Annotated in this window: 20 protein-coding genes; 3 read left to right on the plus strand and 17 right to left on the minus strand. The window is 69.5% G+C overall.

Annotation, left to right across the window (positions count from 1 at the left end; all coding sequences use genetic code 11):
* Positions 1–10: 10 nt before the first annotated feature.
* The 6 genes from AC5RUH_RS10005 to AC5RUH_RS10030 form a co-directional block, all read right to left on the minus strand.
* On the minus strand, positions 11–460 hold the full coding sequence (locus tag AC5RUH_RS10005; protein WP_494128487.1) for a hypothetical protein: 450 nt from the start codon (positions 458–460) through the stop codon (positions 11–13).
* Between the two features lie 76 nt (positions 461–536).
* Positions 537–959, minus strand: a complete 423-nt coding sequence (locus AC5RUH_RS10010; protein ID WP_494128488.1) for a TadE family protein — start codon at positions 957–959, stop codon at positions 537–539.
* 28 nt (positions 960–987) lie between these two features.
* On the minus strand, positions 988–1,218 hold the full coding sequence (locus AC5RUH_RS10015) for a hypothetical protein (RefSeq protein WP_494128489.1): 231 nt from the start codon (positions 1,216–1,218) through the stop codon (positions 988–990).
* 51 nt (positions 1,219–1,269) lie between these two features.
* On the minus strand, positions 1,270–2,211 hold the full coding sequence (locus AC5RUH_RS10020; RefSeq protein WP_494128490.1) for a type II secretion system F family protein: 942 nt from the start codon (positions 2,209–2,211) through the stop codon (positions 1,270–1,272).
* Positions 2,208–3,062: a type II secretion system F family protein gene (locus tag AC5RUH_RS10025; protein WP_494128491.1), complete on the minus strand. Its 855-nt coding sequence runs from the start codon at positions 3,060–3,062 to the stop codon at positions 2,208–2,210. The genes AC5RUH_RS10020 and AC5RUH_RS10025 overlap by 4 nt, the downstream gene beginning before the upstream one ends.
* Complete coding sequence (locus tag AC5RUH_RS10030; protein ID WP_494128492.1) at positions 3,059–4,285, minus strand: TadA family conjugal transfer-associated ATPase; 1,227 nt, start codon at positions 4,283–4,285, stop codon at positions 3,059–3,061. The genes AC5RUH_RS10025 and AC5RUH_RS10030 overlap by 4 nt, the downstream gene beginning before the upstream one ends.
* Positions 4,286–4,493: 208 nt before the next feature.
* Here AC5RUH_RS10030 and AC5RUH_RS10035 point away from each other — a divergent pair, with 208 nt between their 5' ends.
* Entirely contained in the window at positions 4,494–6,311 is a 1,818-nt protein-coding gene (locus AC5RUH_RS10035; RefSeq protein ID WP_494128493.1) for an ABC transporter ATP-binding protein, read from the plus strand.
* Between the two features lie 47 nt (positions 6,312–6,358).
* On the opposite strand, the gene AC5RUH_RS10040 is transcribed toward AC5RUH_RS10035, so the two are convergent.
* The 6 genes from AC5RUH_RS10040 to AC5RUH_RS10065 are packed head-to-tail and all read right to left on the minus strand — an operon-like array spanning position 6,359 to position 11,939.
* On the minus strand, positions 6,359–7,342 hold the full coding sequence (locus AC5RUH_RS10040; RefSeq protein WP_494128494.1) for a glycosyltransferase: 984 nt from the start codon (positions 7,340–7,342) through the stop codon (positions 6,359–6,361).
* Positions 7,343–7,345: 3 nt separating this feature from the next.
* Complete coding sequence (locus AC5RUH_RS10045; protein WP_494128495.1) at positions 7,346–8,482, minus strand: glycosyltransferase family protein; 1,137 nt, start codon at positions 8,480–8,482, stop codon at positions 7,346–7,348.
* Positions 8,475–9,701 (minus strand): glycosyltransferase, encoded by a 1,227-nt coding sequence (locus AC5RUH_RS10050; RefSeq protein ID WP_494128496.1) that lies wholly within the window; start codon positions 9,699–9,701, stop codon positions 8,475–8,477. The genes AC5RUH_RS10045 and AC5RUH_RS10050 overlap by 8 nt, the downstream gene beginning before the upstream one ends.
* The gene (locus tag AC5RUH_RS10055; protein ID WP_494128497.1) at positions 9,698–10,081 is read right to left on the minus strand and encodes a DUF2304 domain-containing protein; all 384 of its coding nucleotides are present in this window, start codon (positions 10,079–10,081) and stop codon (positions 9,698–9,700) included. Before AC5RUH_RS10055 ends, AC5RUH_RS10050 begins: the two co-directional genes overlap by 4 nt.
* A gap of 4 nt (positions 10,082–10,085) precedes the next feature.
* On the minus strand, positions 10,086–10,751 hold the full coding sequence (locus tag AC5RUH_RS10060) for a glycosyltransferase family 2 protein (RefSeq protein ID WP_494128498.1): 666 nt from the start codon (positions 10,749–10,751) through the stop codon (positions 10,086–10,088).
* Between the two features lie 27 nt (positions 10,752–10,778).
* Complete coding sequence (locus AC5RUH_RS10065) at positions 10,779–11,939, minus strand: glycosyltransferase (protein WP_494075507.1); 1,161 nt, start codon at positions 11,937–11,939, stop codon at positions 10,779–10,781.
* 302 nt (positions 11,940–12,241) lie between these two features.
* Here AC5RUH_RS10065 and AC5RUH_RS10070 point away from each other — a divergent pair, with 302 nt between their 5' ends.
* Positions 12,242–13,381, plus strand: a complete 1,140-nt coding sequence (locus tag AC5RUH_RS10070; protein WP_494128499.1) for a glycosyltransferase — start codon at positions 12,242–12,244, stop codon at positions 13,379–13,381.
* 103 nt (positions 13,382–13,484) lie between these two features.
* Here the strand turns inward: AC5RUH_RS10070 and AC5RUH_RS10075 are convergent, their stop codons facing one another.
* From AC5RUH_RS10075 to AC5RUH_RS10095, 5 genes are all read right to left on the minus strand, one after another.
* Positions 13,485–14,660, minus strand: coding sequence for a glycosyltransferase (locus AC5RUH_RS10075; protein ID WP_494128500.1), 1,176 nt, complete (start codon positions 14,658–14,660; stop codon positions 13,485–13,487).
* Complete coding sequence (locus AC5RUH_RS10080; RefSeq protein WP_494075681.1) at positions 14,660–15,730, minus strand: Gfo/Idh/MocA family protein; 1,071 nt, start codon at positions 15,728–15,730, stop codon at positions 14,660–14,662. The genes AC5RUH_RS10075 and AC5RUH_RS10080 overlap by 1 nt, the downstream gene beginning before the upstream one ends.
* Positions 15,731–15,732: 2 nt before the next feature.
* Positions 15,733–16,827 carry a DegT/DnrJ/EryC1/StrS family aminotransferase gene (locus AC5RUH_RS10085; RefSeq protein ID WP_494128501.1) on the minus strand — a complete coding sequence of 365 codons (1,095 nt, stop codon included), beginning with the start codon at positions 16,825–16,827 and terminating at the stop codon, positions 15,733–15,735.
* Positions 16,824–17,444, minus strand: a complete 621-nt coding sequence (locus tag AC5RUH_RS10090; RefSeq protein WP_494075511.1) for an acyltransferase — start codon at positions 17,442–17,444, stop codon at positions 16,824–16,826. The genes AC5RUH_RS10085 and AC5RUH_RS10090 overlap by 4 nt, the downstream gene beginning before the upstream one ends.
* Before the next feature lie 61 nt (positions 17,445–17,505).
* Positions 17,506–18,795: a nucleotide sugar dehydrogenase gene (locus AC5RUH_RS10095; protein ID WP_494128504.1), complete on the minus strand. Its 1,290-nt coding sequence runs from the start codon at positions 18,793–18,795 to the stop codon at positions 17,506–17,508.
* A 154-nt stretch (positions 18,796–18,949) separates the two neighbouring features.
* Between AC5RUH_RS10095 and AC5RUH_RS10100 the strand changes: the two genes are divergently transcribed.
* A complete protein-coding gene (locus tag AC5RUH_RS10100; protein WP_494128502.1) occupies positions 18,950–19,774 on the plus strand; it encodes an FHA domain-containing protein in 825 nt (274 codons plus the stop codon).
* Positions 19,775–19,794: the final 20 nt, after the last annotated feature.

Below are 19,794 nucleotides of genomic sequence, written 5' to 3' on the forward strand. Positions count from 1 at the left end.
CTGCCGGACATCATCGGTACCGTTCCACTATTTGGGTCGCTGAGGAGCTCACGCTAGCCATGCTGAGGCCCGTCCCATCCAGCAACGGCAGCGGGATCGAAATCACGACTTCCGTGGTGACCCAAGAGCCCGCTTCCAAGCACGCTCCATTGCCACAGCTAATGCTGATATCCATACGCTCCGGCCCAAAACCGAAATCTGCGGCAGCCAAGAGCGCCGCCTGCTGCGCGGCCTGGCCGGCAGCCGCGGCCTCTTCCGACCCCGCATACACTTTCGCCGCTTGATCCGCGGCGTTCACGACGGCGAACGACGCGGCCTGCACCTGTGAGACCGCGAGGACGAAATAGACCACCGGAATCAGGAGCAGCGTGCCCAGAAAGACGAATTCGACGACGGCGCTCCCCCGTTCCTGTTTCTCTCCCTGCAGGCAATCCGTCAGTCGCTGTCGCAGGCCAGTCACCGGGTTCCTTTGACGGGTTTTCGGAACCAGTCCGGCGGCCGCGACCCCTGAACCCGGCGCCCCGTGCGGTGCCCCGTCAGCGCGGAAAAGCCGCATGACCGTGGACCTCCAGCGCGCCTTGGGGACCGATCAGTCCGAACGCAGGCAGTGGAGCCCGCACCGTGACCCGTAGCGTGGGGACGCCGGACCGGACGATCTCTTGAACGTGGACGTCTTGGCCGTAAGTGTCGGTTAGCGAAGCCGAGATCAGGTCAGCCGTCCTTTCGTGCGCGTCGGCGGCGCCTCGATCGGCCAAGGTTCCGTAACGTGCACCCGACCCCGCGGCGTCGATCAGCGTGTTGCGCACGTGCAGGACCAGGCTCAACTGCATGATCGACACGAATATCAGGGTGAGGACACCGCCCACCAACACGAAGTCCACGCTTGCGGAGCCTCGGTCAGAACCGTCCTGGCCCTGACTGGAACCGCTGCCGACGCTGGCAACGGTGGACGGCCGCATTCCGCGGGCACTGTAGCTCGATCCCATGTCAGGGCTGGGTCACGCGGCCAATGGCGTCGTTGAACAGTCCTTCCAAAGCCGGCTTGGCCAGGGCCAGGATGCCTGCCACCAGCACGGCCGACATCAAAGTGATCATCACCCACCCCGGCACATCTCCGCGTTCGCCATCTTCGGCCTGCGTCGCACGACGTAATCGATCCAGACTTCCGCTCCACACCAGCGAAAGCGTGACAGTGAACATGAGCAAGAGTTTCGTCATTTCGTAGATCCTTCCCCTTTTACCCCCAGTGAGAATTTCCATCGGTCGACTTCACCAGCCGAGATTGATCAGCGCCAGGCCCGGATACACGGCGAACAGCACGGTCAGCGGCAAGACCCCGAAAACCAGCGGCACCATCATGCCGATTTCCTTCTTTCCGGCCGACTCCATCAGGTTCCGCTTCGCCATGTCGCGCACGTCCTGGGCCTGCGCCCGCAGGACGTCCGCCAGCGGAGTTCCGCGCTCGACGGCCACGGTGATTCCGTCAACGAACCGCACCAGCGCTGGCAAGCGGGTGCGGTGTGAAAAGTCCTGCAAGGCCGTCAACATCGGCATACCGGATCGCGTTTGTGCGAGCACCACCGCAAATTCGCCGGCGAGTTCGCCCTGGGCGCTGCGGCAGATCCTCTCGAGTGCTCCCGTAGCGCTCTCTCCAGCGCTGACCGCAAGTGCCATCAACTCCGCCAGGCTGGGAAATTCCGCCAGCATCTTTTCCTCACGGCGTCGAATTTGGACACTCAGAAGGTAATCCCGCATCATGAACCCGCCCATAGCCAGGCCCAGGGTGACAATCACCGCAAGTACCGGGTCCAGCGAATTTCCTGCCGCCGAGGTAATCGTCCACGCAACGCCGATGACGAAACCCGCCGCCGCCCACAGCAATTGTTCAGCACGGAAATCGACGGTTCCCTGTCTGCGTCCGGCCTGCAGCAACCGCTTGGACAACAAGGTGGAACCGAAATTGAACTTTCCAAGCCAGGTGACCGAGTCACGGAGCACCGGGCGAAAAATCCGTTCCAGGGGGCCAAACGGGGTGAAGTTTCCCTGTCCGCCGTCGAGCAGCCGCGACTTCATCTCGATCGACTTCAACTGCGGGGCGATCCGGTCCGCGAAACGCCTGCGGCGTAAGAACGGCAGCCGGACGACCGTCAGCCAGAGGCCGAGACCCAACGTGATGCCCAATAACGCCGTCGTTGCAGCTGTGTGATTCACCGGAGCACCCGCTCCTCTTCGGGGAGCGACCCAATGCGCAGCATCAGTCGATAACACACGATCGACACCACGAGCCCGCCCAGCAGGACGGCCGCCCCTGCGGTCGTGTTGTAGGCAGCCACAGCTTCCGGCCTGGTAGCCAACAGCATCAAGATGATCCAAGGCGCGGCAACAGCGAGCCGGGCGGCGTTGACAGTCCAGGATTGGCGGGCCTCCAGTTCACTGCGGGTCCGAGCGCTGTCGCGGAGGAAATCCGCCAGCGTCCCGAGCAACCTGCCCAAGTCGGTACCGCCGACCTCACGAGTCAAGCGCAGGGCCTCCACGATGCGGTCGGCCACCGGATCGGACAGCCTTGTTTTGAGCCGCTCCAGCGCGTCGTCGAAATTCCCGCCCGCTCGGTAGTCGGAAGCAAATTCGCTGAAGGCTGGCCGCAGCTCCACCGGACCTCGCGTTCCCAACTGCACCAGCGCCTCGGGCAGCGAGAGTCCTGCCCGGATGGCCGACCGGAGGTGGTCGACGGCGTCCGGCCAGATTTCGCGCAAGACGGCAGCGCGGCGGCGAGCCCTCCAACTCACCAGGGCGAACGGGAGCCATCCCCCGAACAAGCCGAAACAGGCTGCGATGGGACCGGACGCTGCGAGTGCAAACACCATCAGGAAAGTCGCAGCTGCCATTGCCACGCAGCTGGATATAAGCGCAGTCGGCGATACCCTCTCGATGCCTGCCTGGCTGATCATCCGCTGGAGTCGGCCCGGCCGAGTCCGCCGCACTTGCGGGGGCGGTTTTTCCCAGCAGGACCACCAAATCAAAAAGAGCCCCACGCCGCCAAGGAGCCCCGCCGCCGTCGTCACGGCACCGATTCCAACAGCTGCATGACTTCATATCCCGCGCGCGCGAACTTCTCATCCGCGGGGCTGGCAGAAGGACTCACCTCAAGCTGGCCGTCTTGGCGGCTGAACAACGTGGACGTTTCGATAATCCCGTTCTCCACCCGCCCGCCCAGCGAAACTATCTCCGCGACCTGTCTCCTGCCGTCTGGCCGGCGGACGCAATGGACCACAAGGTCAATGCACGATGCCACAGTAGGAACCACGAAGGCGGACGAGATGTTCTGCCCGGCCAGCAGCGGCAGGGTGCAAATCTTAGTGATGGCATCGTGCGCGCTGTTGGCATGGACTGTGCACATCCCCGGTAACCCGCTGTTGAGCGCCACGAGCATGTCAAGGCTTTCGGCTTCCCGGACCTCACCGACGATTAGCCGGTCGGGCCTCATGCGCAGTGCCTCCTTGACCAGCCGCCGCAGCGGTATGGCGCCCTCCCCTTCAAGATTCGGTTGCCGGCACTGCAGCCCCACGACGTCGCGCAGGGGCAGTTGCAGTTCAAAAATCTCCTCCACCGTGACCACCCGCTCCCGGCTGCCGATAGCGGCAGCCAGACAGTTGAGCATGGTGGTTTTGCCCGCCTGCGTTGCTCCTGACACGAGGATGTTCAGTCCGCTGCTGACTGCCGCTCCCAGGAACCGGGATGCTTCCGGCGTTAGCGAGCCCAATTCCACCAAGTGCTCCAACCGCGAAGCACGGGCGATGAACTTCCTGATGTTGACCGCCCAATGCCGGCGGGTGATGTCCGGAATGACAACATGCAGCCTCGATCCGTCCGGAAGAGCCGCATCTACGAAGGGCGATGACAAGTCCAGGCGGCGCCCGGACGACTTCAACATCCGCTCCACCAGGTCCGCCACCTGCTGCTGGGTGAGCGAGACGGACGTCAGTTCAGATTCGCCGCCTCGGGCTACATAGACCTCGGACGGAGAGTTGATCCAGATTTCTTCGATCGAGCGGTCGTCCAGCAGCGGTTGCAACGGTCCGAATCCGGCCACGGCGTCAAAAACGTGCTTGCGCGCGGCATCCAATGGTCCGAGCGGCGGAAGAGATCCCAGCAAGGACCGTTCGTCATAGTCGGTCACCGCTGCTTCCACCAGCCGCCGGACCTCCGGACCTTGGCGGACAGGGTCCAAACCTCGTTGGCGGATCAGCTCTCGGACCTCCCCCTCGACGATCCGGAGTCCCTCCATCCCTTCTCCCCCCTCAGAGTTCGGGCGCAACCCCCGCCACGCGAAGCTGAGACTAGCGGTCGGGTGTGTCCACCGACCCTAGCGGCCGGTCTTCGGACCGGCCAGCCCCCGCACCCCGAATGTGGAAAAACCGTCCCATCTTCGATCCGCCACTGGCCAGTAGCCGTCGCGGGTGATAGGGGCGCGATGGAATAGGCTGAGGGGCAGTATGAAAAGCATCCTCGACGTCCTTGTGCCGCTGCTGCGCACCCTGCCCGATGGCAGCCGGCGTTTCCTGACCGGTTATGGCGCAGCGTCGGCGGCGCTGGCCCTGCTGGACGTCGTCGCGCTGGGGCTGATCGCAGCGCTCCTGCCGGCCCTCGTGGGCAGCTCCGACGCCGAGCTGCCCCTCGTGGGCAACGTCGCCGAAAACGGGCTGGCCCTGCCGTTGCTCGCGTTCATCTGCCTGCTGATCGTGCTCAAGGGAGTGCTGGCCGTCCTGCTGCTGCGCTTCGCCACCAAGCGCTTCGCGCGGCACGAGGTGGCCATCGGCGACCGCCTCTTCGCCGCCTACCTCGCCTCCCCCTGGGAGAAGCGGCTCGGCCGCAACTCGGCCGAGATCGTCCGCTCCGTGGACGTGGGCGTGGGGATCACCGTCTCGGGAGTCCTGATGCCGGCGATGAGCCTGTTCGGCGAGCTGGGCACCCTGGTGGCCGTCGTCGTCGTACTGTTCGTGGCCCAGCCGCTGATCGCGGTGGTGACGATGATCTACCTGGGCCTGGTGGCGCTGCTGCTGGCCAAGGTGATCTCCCCGCGCGCCGTGGCCATCGGGCGGGAGAACCGGGAATGGTCCAACCGCACCGCCAAGACCCTCTACGAGGCGCTGGGCGCGCTCAAGGAAATCACCCTCGCCGGCCGCGGGCCCGAAGTGCAGGAACAGGTGCACGGCACCCGCACCAAGTCCTCGATAGCGCGTGCCGGCGCCATCCAGATCTCGCAGATCCCGCGCTACGTGCTGGAGACCGCCCTGGTCCTGGGCTTCGCGCTGCTGGGCGGCGTGGGCTACCTGACCGGCGGACCGGCCGGGGCGGTCAGCGCCGTCGGGCTGTTCGCCGTCGCCGGGTTCCGCCTGATCCCCTCGCTGACGCGCATGCAGGCCGTGCAGTCCTCCGTGAATACCAGCGCGTCCTTCGCCCGGCAGATCGTCGAGGACATCCACGAGGGCGAGGCGGAAATGTCCCGGCTGCGCGACGAGCGCCCGCAGCACGAGCTGCCGGACAACGCCGCCGACATCGAGCTGCAGGACGTCGCTTTCAGCTACCCGGATACCGCGGCGCCGGCCCTGCACGACGTGAACATCCGGATTCCGGCCGGCAGCCACGTGGCCTTCGTCGGTGCGTCCGGCGCCGGCAAGTCGACAATGGTGGACCTGCTCCTGGGCCTGCTCGAACCGAGCCGCGGGCGCATCCTGGTGGGCGGCGAACCGATGGATTTCGTGTTGGATTCCTGGCGGCGGCGCATCGGCTACGTGCCCCAGGAGGTCTCGCTCTTTGATGCCTCGATCGCGCAGAACGTCGCCTTGGCCTGGGACCAGTCTCGCGTGGACCGCGAGCGCGTGACCGTTGCGCTGCGGCGCGCGCAGCTGCTGGACACCGTGATGGGGCGCGACGGCGGCCTGGACGCCCTGGTCGGCGAGCGCGGCATGGCGCTCTCCGGCGGGCAGCGGCAGCGGCTCGGCATCGCCCGCGCCCTCTACGACAACCCCCGGGTGCTCGTCATGGACGAGGCCACCTCGGCACTCGACACCGCCACCGAGGCGGCGGTGACGACGGCGATCCGGCAGCTGCACGGTGACGTCACCGTCATCACCGTGGCGCACCGCCTGGCCACGATCCGGGACGCCGACATCGTGTTCTTCATGCGCGGCGGAACGGTGGCGGCCGCCGGAACCTTCGAAGAGGTGGTGGCCACCGTGCCGGACTTCGCGGAGCAGGCCGCCCTGGCCGGCCTCGGAAAGAGCGGGAAGCCGGTGGAAGAACACCGCTGAGCCCGCGTCCGCCACGGCATCTCCAGGCACCCGCGGAGCCGGCCGGTCTATCCGGCTGCGGCCTCGGCGTAGAGTCCTGCCAGCCGCTGCACCAGGCGTGCCGGGTCGTGGTGTTCCCGGAGCCAGGTGCGGCCGCCCAGGGCCGCGGAGGTGCGGGACGGGTTCTCCAGCGCCGCCGCGGCCGCAGCCGCGAGCGCGTCGGCCGACTCCCCCTGCAGCACGGGAGGCGACCGGTAGTACCCCTCCCCCAACTGCATCACCACGGGAACCCCGATGCCGATGGCCTGCAGCTCGCTCATGGCCAGGATGCCGGCACTCTGGCCGATCACCACGTGCGCCGACGCGAGCCAGCGCAGGTACCCGGGCTTGGGCATCTTCGGCACCATCACGACGCCGAGCTCCGCCGCCCGGGATGCGCCGCCGCCCCACTCCAGCCCCTGCAGTTCCACCTGGCTGCCGGCGGCAATCTGCAGGGCACGCACCAGCTCCAGCTGCCGCCGGCCGCCCTTGGAGTCGTCCCAGCGGGAAGCGAAAACGATCCGCGGCCGCTCGGCCGGCCGCCACTCGGGCAGTTCCTCCAGGTCGACCGGGTTCGGCAGGTACACGGCGTCGGGGCGGGCCGTTTCCGCGTGTTCGCGCAGGTCGGGGGTGGAGTACAGCACCTTCACCGCATGGTCGGCGCCCCACTGCAGCGCGGGCCGGCGGGCGGGCTCGTAGTACTGGCTGCGGATGTCCGTGCCGTGGAAATGCAGCACGAAGGGCTTGACCGGGCGGGACCGCACCACGCCGATCCGCGACCCGGAGTGCACGTGCAGCAGGTCCGACCGCAGGATGGCGGCCGCCCGCCGGGCCTGCCACACGGCACCGGCGGCCAGCTTCCCCGCCCGGCCCGCGGCCGACGACGCCGCGCCTTCCGGCGGGATGACGTTGAAGTGCCGCCACGGGCGCCCCGCCCGCCGGCCGTACTTGACCAGGGTGGCCCCGACGTCGGCGGCGTCGTAGATGTGCAGGACGCGCGGTTCTGCCGCCACCGCTCAGGCCTCCTGCCGGGCGAACAGACGGTCGACGGCCTGCTCCCAGCCCTTGATCTGGTGCTCGGAGGACAACTCGCGGGCGGCGTCGTGCGCGTTGGCCTTCCACCCGTCCACCAGCTGCGGCGTCAGGGTCTTGAGCACCTCCATCAGGGCCGCGGGCGTGAAGTCGGCGGTGACCGCGCCCAGCCCGTGCCGGCGCAGCAGCGTCTCCATGGCGGGCGAGGGCCCGATGATCAGCCCGGTGCGGGCCTGTACCGCCTCGAAGAACTTGTTCGGCAGGGCGTGGGCCAGGTTGAAGTTGGTGGGCGGGATGATGGAGATGGCGACGTCGTATTCGGCCACGGTGTCCACCAGCCGGTCATACGGGACCGGCTCGCGGAACCGCACCCGCGGCAGTTCCTCGCCGAGGGCCTTGAGCTCGGCCACGTAGGCCGGCTCGTTGGGCATCACGATCAGGTCCAGCTCCAGGTGCTCCGGCGCGCCGCGCATGGCCTCCATGATGTCTTCGATCTTGCGGTAGCGCTGTCCGGCGGAGCTGTAGATCATCCGGATCTTCGCGCCGGTGGGTCGCGGCTTCCGGTCCGCGTAGGGCGCGGCGTTGGTGACCACGCTGGCGGCGACGCCGAAGTCCTTGGTGTACTGCGCGGCGATGCCCTCCGCCACCGTGGTCACCGAGCGCACGGCCGGCAGGTAGGTGCGGCAGAGCCAGCGGACGTAGGGGGCGACCAGCGCCCGCCAGGCCGGCTTGTTGAAGTGCTCTTTCGGCGCGAACTCGTGCAGGTCGGCGTGGACGCCGTGGTCGGGTCGCAGGCTCAGCGCCAGCGGGACGGTGTTGGTGTCGTTGGCCAGGACCGCGTCGAAGCGCTGGCCTCCCAGCAGCTTCCGGGCCTGCGCGACGGCGGCGATGTTCCAATACACGTCCACATAGCGGCGCAGGGCGAGCCGCCGGGGATCGCGCGGCCAGCTGGCCAGCGCGGTGTCCAGCTCGAAGTGCCCGGCGACGCCGTCCGGCGCGGGGCCGTAGCCGCAGGTGAAGACCCGGTACTTGTCCTTGAACAGGGTGATCTGCTTGAGCACCCGCGGGTCGCTGCGCAGCGGCGAGAGCGAGAGGACCAGCAGGGATCGGGCATCAGTCACGGGGCTGCCTAACGTCGGGGCTGGCGGATTCCGGGGCGGCTGAGGAGCCGCTGGCCCCGGCGGGGCGTCCCGCCGCGGCGGCCGGGCTTGCCTGCAGCCGGGCATCGCGCAGCCGGCAGGCGGCGGTGAACGCGAGCGAGTTCAGGTTGGTCCGCAGCGGGGCTTCGCGCCGGGCGTTGTCCGGCCAGCGCCGGGTGAAGGTGCGCCGCAGCGCGCCGGCGGCCTCCCGCCGTCGTATCTCCGAGGCAAGGTCCGCTGCGGAGGCCGCATCCCGCAGGGCCAGCAGCAGCCGTTCGTCCGGGGCGCCCAGCAGGCGCGGCGCCCCGGGCGCGGCGTTGGTCAGGAAGCGGACGACGGCGGACATCGCCTCCCGGTCCTCGGCTCCCCAGGAGAAACCCGCACCGCGGCGCAGCGCCGCGCTGATGACGTGGCCGCGCAGCAGCTTCACCGCGATGGCCTCGCGCCGGGCACCCGCCAGCGACTGGAACCAGTCCCCGGACACCAGCGACTCGACGTCCTGGAACTGGGCGCGCAGCGGCAGCACCGCGGCGGTGACGCGTTCGTCCGCGTCCTGTCCCACCAGGTACGCCGGGGCGTGGGCCGGGTAGGCGATCCTTTCGCCGGAGAACCACAGGCGCAGGCCGAATTCCAGGTCCTCCCCGGTACGCAGCCCGTCGGTCAGCCGCAGGCCCAACCTGCCGACCGCCTCGCGCCGAATCAGTCCCAGCGGTGCCGTCCGGTAGGCCAGGCGGTCGCGCAGCGGATCCACCAGCGGGCCCCGGAACACGCGGGCGCGGGGCGTGAGGATGCGTGCGCCGGCGCGGTAGCGGAGGGGTGCGACGACGGCGACCGCGCCCGTGGCCTGCGCGGCGTCCAGCCAGGCGGACACCGAGCCGGGCTCCAGCGTGTCGTCGGATCCCATGATGCCGACGAATTCTGCCCGGGCCTGGTCCAGCCCGTGGTTGAACGGCCCGGCTGGGGACGGTATCCCGTCGGCCAGTTCCAGCACCCGGACGGTCTCCGGCAGGCCGGCCAGCTGCCCGCGCACGGGATTCGGGTCCATGTTGTGGCACACCACCGTGGCGCCGACGCGGCCGGGCGCTGCGGCCAGGACCGAGTCCACTGCGCGGCGGACGGGCCGGTCAGCGGTATGGACGGCGATCACGATCTCGGCTTCCGGACCGCTGTCGTGGCGGCCAAGGTTCTGCGGCACGCTCACGTCCCGTTCCCCGGGGGTGCCGCGTCGCTCGGTCCGGCCACGTCATCCGGCTTGGGCACCTCGTCCAGCGCGATGCGCCGGGCCAGCTTGGTGATCCGCTCCTCGAGTTGCCGGGTGCGCTGGAACGAGCTCGCCATGTAGATCAGGAAGCACACGATCAGCCCGTACAGCACCAGATCGGTGCCGCGGCCGATGCCCAGCGCATTCGCCACGGCGGTCAGAATGCCCGGGAAGAAGACGGACAGCGCGGCCATGACCGCGAAGAGCATCAGCAGGATGCGGCGCACGGCCTGGTGCCGAGCGTTTTGGCCGCCCCGCATCAGCGCCAGCGCGCCGAGGGCGACGGCCAGGACCAGGACGATTTGGACAACTATGAGCATGGGTTCACCGGAAGAAGAGGTCAGCGAGGATGTTGATGCCGTTGAGCAGGGACTGCCCCTTGGACTTGGAATATTCCGTGTAGACGATGTGTACCGGTTGTTCCACCACCCGGGCATCGAGGGCGGCGAACTGGTGGACCAGTTCGGAGGCGTGCGCCATCCGGTTTTGGGTCAGGTGGATCTTCCGGGCCACGTCGGCGGAGATGGCACGCAGCCCGTTGTGGGCATCGGTCAGGCGGTAGCCGGTGGAAATCCGGGACTGGATGGCCGCCGTCTGCAGGACCAGGCGCTTGAGCGCCGAGACCTCGCCCCGCCCATCGAGGAAGCGGGAACCGAGCACCACGTCCGCTTCGCCGGCCCTGATCCGAGCCAGCATCGCCGCGGCATCCTGGACCCGATGCTGGCCGTCCGCGTCGAACGTGATGACCGCGTCCAGCTGCGGATCCTGCACGGCATATTCGATTCCGGTCTGCAGCGCGGCGCCTTGGCCCAGGTTCACCGGATGGGCAACGACGACGGCGCCGGCCTTGCGGGCCAGGGCGGCGGAATCGTCGGTGCTGCCATCGTCCACGCAGACCACGTGGGGAAAGGTTTCGAGCAGCTCCTGAATGACTGAACCGACGACGGTGGCCTCGTTGTACATCGGCACGACGACCCAGCAGCGACTCACCCGCCTAGTATTCCACACAGGGAATGGTCACGGCTGTTCCGGCGGCGGCGGGCCCTGCCGTCCGGCGGCCGGCGGCTGGGCTGCCACGTCGCGATAGTGGCCGTCCAGCTCCCGCACGCTGCCCGCCAGGCTCCGCTGGTCCACCACGAACTTGCGCGCGTCGCGGCGCATGGCCAGGTACTCCGCGCTGCCCAGCTGCAGCAGTTGCTGCAACCCGTCCTGCAACTGGTTGTACTCGGCTTCCGGTGCCAGCAGTCCGGTGACGCCGTCGTCCATCATTTCGGGAATGCCCCCGCTGCGGTACGCCAGCACGGGAGTGCCGCACGCCTGGGCTTCCAGCAGCACCAGTCCGGCGGCCTCCCGGGCGCCGCCGGCTTCCTGGCTGGGGGCCACCAGGACATGTGCCCGTTGCAGCCAGGAGCGGATCGCGCTCCTGTCCTGGCGGCCCAGGTAGTCGATGTGCGGATGGCTGGCGGCCTGCTCGGCGACGGTGTCCCGCAAGGGCCCGTCCCCGATCACCACCAGCCGGTGCCGGGCCTTGCGCCAGACGGCCAGGGAGGCGTCCAACAGATCCCGGATGCCCTTTTGCGTGTTGAGCCGGCCGACGAAGAGCACTACCGGCACTTCATCGGCCTCGTAGCGGACCGGCTCGAAGTAGTCGGTATCGACGCCCTGGTAATGCACCCGGATTTTCGCGGTGTCCAAGTCCAGCTCCGCGGCGCGGCCGGCCATGTAGTTGCTGACCACCAGGATGCGGGTGCTGTGCGCCGCCGCGGCCAGGACGTTCCGGTGGTGCCACCGGGCCATCACCGTGTCCGCGGGATTCCCCAGCGAGACCATGTCGGAGCCGTGCATGGTGGTGATGAGCGGCGTCCCGGACACGATGGATGCCTTGACGGCGGGCGTCGACCAGGTGGCGAAGTGCTGATGGATGATGTCCGGTTCAAAGCGTCCCACTGCCACGGTCATGGCCGGCATGAAAGCGGGCATCATGAGCTCGCGGCGCCGGAAGCCCAGCCGCGGCACCGGAACGAAGTCCGTCACCGGGATCGTGACGGATGAATCCTCGATCTCGGCCACCAGCGTGAAGACACGGAAGTCGTGCCTGTCCTTCAACCGCTCGGCGTGCGCCGTGGCGAAGTACGTTGGCGGAATCCGCAACGTGCTCTTGGTGATGGCGATCTTCACGGGGCTCCCGGACCTTGGTGGGCTGCAGCCGGCTCGGTCCGGCTTATCGCCATCCTAGCCCGGCGTCCTGAACGCCACCCCGGGGCTGCGGGCCCCGCCCGGTCCCCTGCCGCGGCCCGGGGTCCGCAGGGCTGCCATGCGCCCGGCTGTCTTGGGCCGGAGGCCTGCAGCCCGGTCCCGCATCCTCCCCTCGCGCCGCGGTCCGGCGCGCCCGGTGCACCGTCGCGCCGCGGCGGACCGATTCCCGGACGGTAATCTTTCAGTGTCCGGCATTCGCCCGGCGTCAGCGACAAGGAGCAGTGGTGGCCCAGCAGATCCTGTGTATCTCGTTCTCGGATATCCAGGCCGACTCCCGGGTGCTGCGGCAAGTCAAGCTGTTGGCCGAAGCCGGTGAGGTCACCACGCTCAGCTACGGCAAGCGTCCCCCCGGAGCCACCCACCACCTCGAAATCGACGCGTCGCTGCCCTCGCTGCCGCAGACGCCGCTGGGTGTGCTGCTGTTGGCGCTGCGCCTGTATTCTGCGGTGGAGCTGGCTGCCCCCGCCATCAAGCAGGCCCGCGAACTGGTGGCGGGACGCCGCTTCGACCTGGTGGTGGCGAATGAGGCGCGCGCCCTGCCCCTGGCCCACGCCGTGGCGCAGGGGGCCCCGGTGTGGGGAGACATGCACGAGTGGGCGCCGGAGGAACGCTCCCATGTACTGCCCTGGCGGCTGCTGGTCGCGCCGTATATGCACAGGCTCTGCGCCAAGTACCTGCCGATCAGCGCCGCGGTCACCGCCGTTAACGGATCGATCGCCCGGATGTATGCGGATCAGTTCGGCTGCACGGTGGAGGTGGTCCGCAACGCGGGGCCGTTCCGATATCTGGACCCGTCGGCCCCCGTGCCGGGGAAGATCCGGCTGGTCCACAGCGGCGCCGCGGTACCCGGACGCAACCTGGAAGGCACCATCAACGCCGTAAAGCTGCTCGATGACCGCTTCACCCTGGATCTGTACCTGGTCAAGGCGCGCGACGGCGGGCGCTACTGGCAGCAGCTCAAGGACCTGGCCGATGGCGACGAACGCATCACCTTCCACGACGCGGTGCCGCCGGAAGAGCTGCCCGCCACGCTCAATGCCTACGACGTCGGGGTCTTTTCCCTTCCGCCGCAGACGATGAACCACAGGTTCATGTTGCCGAACAAGTTCTTCGATTTCGTCCAGGCGCGCCTGGCGCTGGTATTCAGCCCGTCCCCGGAGACCGCGGCCCTGATGAAGGCCTACGACCTGGGCGTGGTGACCGAGGACTTCAGTACCGAGTCGCTGGCCCGGGCGCTGGCGTCGCTGACCACGGAACAGGTGGACAAGTACAAGGCAAACGCCCACGGAGCCGCCGCGGCGCTCAGCTCGGCCGAGGACGAGGCCGTCACCAGGGGCATCCTCGCGGCCCTGCTGACGCCCTGACCGAGGCCGTCGCCGGAGCTATCCTTTCGGCGCTGTCGGAGCCTGGCCGCGCCACCGCCGGAGGCATTGCCGCGGCCCTGCCGACGCCCTGCCGGAGCCGGCGTCAGCGCGGCCGAAAGCCTTTCGCGGCACCCGCGACGGCTTCGGCGGCGCGGGCCCCCACGCTGCGCAGCGAGTAGTTCCGCTCGACCCAGTCCGACAGCCGGCGGCGCTCGGCGTCGTCCGGGGTCCGTTCCAGCGCCGCGGCCAGGGCTTCGGCCACCTGGCCGGCGTCCCAGTCCACGCTCTGGCCCAGCCCGTGGTCGGCCACCAGCTGCCGCAGCGGGCCGACGCCGGCGTAGACCACGGGCGTGCCGCAGCTCAGCGAGACGAAGGCCTTGGTGGCGAAGGCGAAGTCATAGCCGCGGGCCGGCCGCACGGAGGCCAGCCCCGCGGTAGCGGAGCGCAGCGCGCCGGCGATCGTGCCGCCGTCGGCCGTTCCCATGAAGCGGATGCGCTCACCCGCCGGTGCCGCCCGCCGGCGCAGCTCCTCCAACTCCACGCCGCCGCCGTACATCAGCAGCCGCGCGTGAGGGTACCGGTCCATGATCTTGAGGAATGCGTCCACGAACACGCCGGCGCCCTGGATTTCGGACATGGTGCCCGCGTAGACGAAGGTGGGGCCGGGGTGCGCATCCCGGGGCCCGTGCAGGCTGAAGGTGCCGGTGTCGATGCCGGTGCCCACCTCGGCCACCCTGGCGCGTCCGGAGGTCAGCCGCGCCAGCGCCTGGGTCACGCCGGTCGAGATGCTCAGGACGCCGGCTGCGCCGGTCACCACCCAGCGTTCCACTGCCCGCAGCACCTTGACCACCTGCGGGTGCACTCCGATTCCGGCCGCCGCATCGGAGCTGACGTCGGCGGAAAAGTACACGTAGGGACGGCGCCGCAGCGCGGCCGCGGCCCGGACCACCACGCCGGTGGTCGGCGGCGGCTCAACGAGCAGCACGTCGAAGGGTTTCTGCGCCAGCAGGCGGAAGAACAGCGGGATGTCGAAGCTGGCGTACTGCAGATAGCCCCGCACGGCGCCGCTGGCGTCCCGCAGCACGGGCCAGCGGAGGATCCGGGCGCCGTCGCCGCTGGTCCCCGCCGCGGCAGGGAGTCCCTTGGGGGGCCGGGTGGTGAGCACGGTTACCTGGTGGCCGGCCTCGGTCAGGGCCCGCACGGTGGCGGCCAGCCGGTAGGCGGCGGCGCCGGCCTCCGGTGCGTAGATCCGGGTGGCCAGCACGATCCGCAGGCCCATCAGGCGTGCAGCCCGATGGTGCGGGATTCCTTCGCGCTGGCGATCATGGCTTCGGCCACGCGCAGCGTGTTCAGCCCTTCCCGCATGGTGACGATGCTGGCCGCCGGGCGGCCGGGGCGGGCACCGCCGTCGTGCCGGGCAGCCGGGGAACCGGGCGGCAGTCCGCGGGTGGCGAGCACGGCGTCGCGGAAGGCCTCGTGTTCGACCTTCAGCGGTTCCCGCTTAGGGATGGCCAGGCGGGTGATGTTGCCTTCGGAGACGCCGCGGAAGTTGGCCACGGACTCCCACTCGGTGTTGATGGTGCCGTTTTCGTGGAAGGTCAGGTCGGCGGTCAGCGTGTCGGCCACGAAGGCGCCGCGTTCTCCGGTGACCACCGTGACGCGTTCCTTCGTCGGCGACAGCCAGTTCACCAGATGGCTGGTGATCACGCCGTTGTCCAGCAGGCCGGTGGCCGCCACCATGTCCTCGTGCTCTCGGCCGGTGCGGATGGTGGTGTTGGCGCTGACGGATGCGTAGCCGGCCTGTGCCAGCCAGGCGGTGAGGTCGATGTCGTGCGTGCCGAGGTCTTTGATCACGCCGACGTCTGCGATCCGCGCCGGGAAGGGGCCCTGCCGGCGGGTGGCGATCTGGAAGATCCGGCCGAGTTCGCCGGCTTCCAGCCGTGCGCGCAGCGACTGCAGCGCCGGGTTGTAGCGTTCGATGTGGCCGACGGCGCCGATCAGCCCGCGGGATTCGAACGCGTCCGCCAGCTTCTCGCCGCCCGCGACCGTGTCCGCGATCGGCTTTTCCACCATGGTGTGGATGCCGGCCTCGGCCAGGGCCATTCCGACTTCCACGTGCAGGCCGGTGGGCACCGCGCACATGGCGATGTCGATCCCGGCCCCGATCAGCTCCTCGACGCCGCCGAAGACGGGCAGGCCGGGCGCCGCGCCGTGCGGGTCGCCGTACGCGTCGGCCACGGCCACCAGTTCCACGCCCTCGGTTTCGCGGAGCACCCGGGCGTGGTGGCGGCCCATCATGCCCAGGCCGATCAGCCCGGCGCGCAGCACGTTCTTGCCGTTCCCCGCCATGCTCACGCCCCTGCCTTCGCGAGGGCGTTGACCGCCGTGGCGATCCGGTCCAGGTCCTCGGCGTCGAGGGAGGGATGCACCGGCAGCGAGAGCACCTCGGCGGCCGCGGCCTCGGTCACCGGCAGGTCCGCGGCGACGTTAAAGGAGGGCAGCCGGTGGTTCGGGATCGGGTAGTAGACCCCGGACCCGATGTTGTATTCGTCCTTCAGCGCCGCGGCGAACCGGTCGCGCTCCCCCGCGCCGATCCGCACGGTGTACTGGTGGTACACGTGGACCGCCCCGGCTGCCACCTTCGGCGTGCCCACGCCGTCCAGGTTCGCGTCCAGGAACGCGGCGTTGGCTTGGCGCCGTTCGGTCCAGCCGAGGACCTTGCCCAGCTGCACACGGCCGATCGCGGCGTGCAGGTTGGTCATCCGGGCGTTGAAGCCGACCAGTTCGTTTTCGTATTGGCGTTCCATGCCCTGGTTGCGCAGCAGCTGCAGCCGGCGCGCTAGGTCGTCGCTGCCGGTGGACACCATGCCGCCCTCGCCGGAGGTCATGTTCTTGGTCGGGTACAGGCTGAACATCGCGAACTCGCCGAACGTGCCCACCGGCCGGCCGCGCAGCGACGCGCCGTGGGCCTGGGCGGCGTCCTCGAAGAGCAGCAGCGACTTCTCCGCGGCGAGCCTGCCGAGCCCGTCCATGTCGGCCGGGTGGCCGTACAGGTGCACCGGCATGACGGCCTTGGTCCGCGGCGTAATGGCTGCGGCGACCGCGTCCGGGTCCAGGCAGTAATGCTCCGGCTCGATGTCGGCGAACACCGGGGTGGCGCCGGTCAGGGCCACCGAGTTCGCGGTGGCCGCGAAGGTAAAGGACGGGACGATGACCTCGTCGCCCGGGCCGATGCCGGCGGCCAGCAGGCCCAGGTGCAGGCCGGAGGTCCCGGAATTGACCGCCACGGCGTGCCGGCCGTCCAGCAGCAACTGCGAGAACTCCCGCTCGAAGGCGGCGACCTCCGAGCCCTGGGCGAGCATCCCGGAGGCCAGCACGGCGTCCACCGCGGCCCGTTCCTCGTCCCCGATGATGGGCTTGGCCGCCGGTATGAAGTCCTTGCTCACAGCTGTTCTCCTCCGGTTTCGTCCGAAACTTCGTGCAACACGCCCTCGTCCTCCCGGTACCGGGCGCCGGTCGCCGGGCACTCCCACCCGGATGGGTCCGCCGGGTCCTGGACCAGCCGCTGTCCGGCCCGGCCCACCCAGCCGATCCGCCTGGCCGGAACCCCGGCCACGAGGGCGTAGTCGGGCACGTCGCGGGTGACCACGGAGCCTGCCGCCACGGTGGCCCAGGCGCCGATAGTCACCGGGGCCACGCAGACCGCCCGCGCGCCGATCGACGCGCCGTCGCGGATGTCCACGCCCACCGGCGTCCAGTCGTCGGCGCTCTTCAGCGACCCGTCCGGGGCGACCGCCCGCGGGTAGGTGTCGTTGGTCAGCACGACCGCCGGTCCGATGAACACGCCGCGGCCCAGCCGCGCCGGCTCGTACACCAGCGCATAGTTCTGGATCTTGCAGTTGTCCCCGGCCTGCACCCCGGTGCCGATGTAGGCGCCCCGGCCCACGATGCAGTTCTCTCCCAGCACGGCGCCCTCGCGGACCTGCGCCAAGTGCCAGATCTTCGTGCCCTCGCCCAGCCGGGCGGCGTCGGCGACGTCCGCCGAATCGGCGATGAACGCCATGGGTTCCCTCTTTCCGCTCACGACCGCTGCTCCACCATCCATTGCGTCTTCGCTCCGGCCCTCATGCCTTGCCGATCACCCGGTACGCCACGCCCGGCCACCGTTCGGCCGAGCTGACCCGCCGGCCGTCGACGAACACCTTCACGCCGGGAAGGTCGTCCGGTCCCAGCTGCGCATATTCGGCGTGGTCGGCCTGCACCACCGCGGCGTCGGCCGGCTCGCCCAGCCGGTAGGGCGTGAAGCCCAGGGCGGCGAGCTCGCCGTCGCTGAACATCGGATCATGCACGACGGCGGTGCCGCCCCGCGCGTTGATCGCCTCTACCGCGCCGAACACCCCGGAGAACGCCGTCTCCTTCACGCCGCCGCGGTAGGCAGCGCCCAGCACGGCCACGCGCGCGCCGGCCAGGTCGCCGTACGCACCCTCCAGCAGGCCGATCGTGTAGTCCGGCATGCCCGCGTTCGCGGCCCGGGCCGCAGCCACCACCGTGGCCGACGGATCGTTCCACAGGTACAGCCGCGGGTACACCGGGATGCAGTGCCCGCCGACGGCGATGCCGGGCTGGTGGATATGGCTGTAGGGCTGGGAGTTGGACGCCTCGATCACCTGGTAGATGTCGATCCCGGCGGTCGCGGCATAGCGGGCGAACTGGTTCGCCAACCCGATGTTCACGTCCCGGTAAGTGGTCTCGGCGAGCTTGGCCAGCTCGGAGGCCTCGGCCGAGCCCAGGTCCCAGACGCCGTTGCCGCGCGCCAGGTCCGGGCGGTCGTCGAAGTCCAGCACCGCCTCGTAAAACTCCTGCGCCGCCGCGGCACCGGCCCCGGAGAGCCCGCCGATGAGCTTGGGATACTTCCGCAGGTCCTCGAACACCCGGCCGGTCAGCACCCGCTCCGGGGAAAAGACCACATGGAAGTCCTCGCCCTCGACCAGGCCGGAGCCGGCCTCGAGCATCGGCTTCCACCGGGTCCGGGTGGTGCCTACCGGCAGCGTGGTCTCGTAGGAGACCAGGGTGCCCGGCGTCAGGTGCCGAGCCAGCTCCTGCGTGGCAGCATCCATCCAGCCGAAGTCGGGCTTGGCCTCCGCGTCCACGAACAGGGGCACCACCAGCACCACGGCGTCTGCTCCCGGCACCGCGTCCGCATAGTCGGTGGTCGCCCGCAGCCTGCCCGCCGGCACCAGCTCGGCCAGCCTGTCCTGGAGCCCCGCCTCCCCCGGGAACGGCTCGCTGCCCGCGTTGACCAGGTCGACCACGGCGGGGTTGACGTCCACGCCGACGACCTCGTGCCCCTTCGAGGCGAACTGGGCGGCCAACGGCAACCCGATCTTTCCCAGAGCAATGACAGCGATCTTCAAGAGCAAAGGCCTTTTCTCGTTGTGTCGGTGTGTCGGCCCTTCGGCCCAGAGTCAAGGGTATCGCTTGTTCGCGTCAGCCTCCGGTACCGCAGGTTATCCACATACCGGAAGCCGAACAGTAAAATAGCGCGCCCTTCGGCCTAGGTTCCTTGTCATGGTCCTTCATCTGACGCTGGTGGCGGCCCCCGGCCTTCCGGCCACCGCGGCGGCCTGGGTCGCGGCGCATGCCGATGCCGTCGCGGGGCTGGAGTCGGGAAGCAGCGCCGCGCCGTTGGCTGCCTGGCTGGGCGGGCGCCTGCCCGGGGCGGCCTTCACGGTGGCCGGACGGAGGCTGTCCTCCCTCGCCGCCGGCGTGTCCCCGCTGGTCGATGGCGCCGTCGTCGTCTGCGCCCCGGACGCGGTGGTGGTGCCGTGCCGGGAACCGCCCGCGCTGCCGCCGCTGCTGCTGGCCGTCACCGCCGGCCCCGACGCCGGCCGGTTGTTCACCCTCGGGCGCGGCAGCTTCAGCGTCGGCCGCCATGCCTGCACGCTGACCGTCGCGGATCCGGCGCTCTCGAGGCTGCACGCCACCGTGGACGTCACCGACCGCCAGGTGATGCTGCGCGACGCCGGGTCGTCCAACGGCATCGTCTGGCGGGGCAGGCGCACCCGGCAGGTCGTGCTGCAGGCCGGCCGCAGCGTGCGGATCGGCGGCAGCCGGCTGCGGCTGGTCGTGGGCAGCGAACCGGACGAACCGTTCCGACCGGACACGGACCTGGCCGATCCGGTGCCCGTGGCTGAAAAGCCTCCGGAGCAACGGGCCAAAACGGCGTTGCTGCTGGCCGGGCTTCCGTTGCTCGCCGGGCTCGCGCTGGCCCTGCTGACGGGCATGTGGTTCTTCCTGGTCTTCAGCGCCATGTCCCCAGGGCCCCAGACCTTCGCCGCCTTCTCCGTGGCTCGCATGAAGCGGTCCATGAAACGCCGATTTCCAGCCATCTGAATCACCTTCTTGCTCAGAAG

This window comes from Arthrobacter sp. Y3223166 (assembly GCF_059090935.1).